The organism is Salmonella sp. 32031103-2018-00083-FB-01-SM-01 (assembly GCF_017571995.1).
In the GTDB taxonomy this organism is placed as follows: Bacteria; Pseudomonadota; Gammaproteobacteria; order Enterobacterales; family Enterobacteriaceae; genus Salmonella; species Salmonella enterica.
Genome location: NZ_JAGEQL010000027.1, coordinates 1 through 514, shown reverse-complemented (window position 1 = coordinate 514; position 514 = coordinate 1). Strand labels below are relative to the sequence as shown.

Here is a 514-nt window from a genome sequence, read left to right as displayed (position 1 = left end):
TTCTTTAAGGTAAGGAGGTGATCCAACCGCAGGTTCCCCTACGGTTACCTTGTTACGACTTCACCCCAGTCATGAATCACAAAGTGGTAAGCGCCCTCCCGAAGGTTAAGCTACCTACTTCTTTTGCAACCCACTCCCATGGTGTGACGGGCGGTGTGTACAAGGCCCGGGAACGTATTCACCGTGGCATTCTGATCCACGATTACTAGCGATTCCGACTTCATGGAGTCGAGTTGCAGACTCCAATCCGGACTACGACGCACTTTATGAGGTCCGCTTGCTCTCGCGAGGTCGCTTCTCTTTGTATGCGCCATTGTAGCACGTGTGTAGCCCTGGTCGTAAGGGCCATGATGACTTGACGTCATCCCCACCTTCCTCCAGTTTATCACTGGCAGTCTCCTTTGAGTTCCCGGCCGGACCGCTGGCAACAAAGGATAAGGGTTGCGCTCGTTGCGGGACTTAACCCAACATTTCACAACACGAGCTGACGACAGCCATGCAGCACCTGTCTCAC

Annotated in this window: 1 rRNA gene; it reads right to left on the bottom strand. The window is 53.7% G+C overall.

The annotated features are described in order from the left end of the window. Positions 1-10 precede the first annotated feature (10 nt). Positions 11-514 (bottom strand): 16S ribosomal RNA (locus J4614_RS21945); the annotation flags it as partial.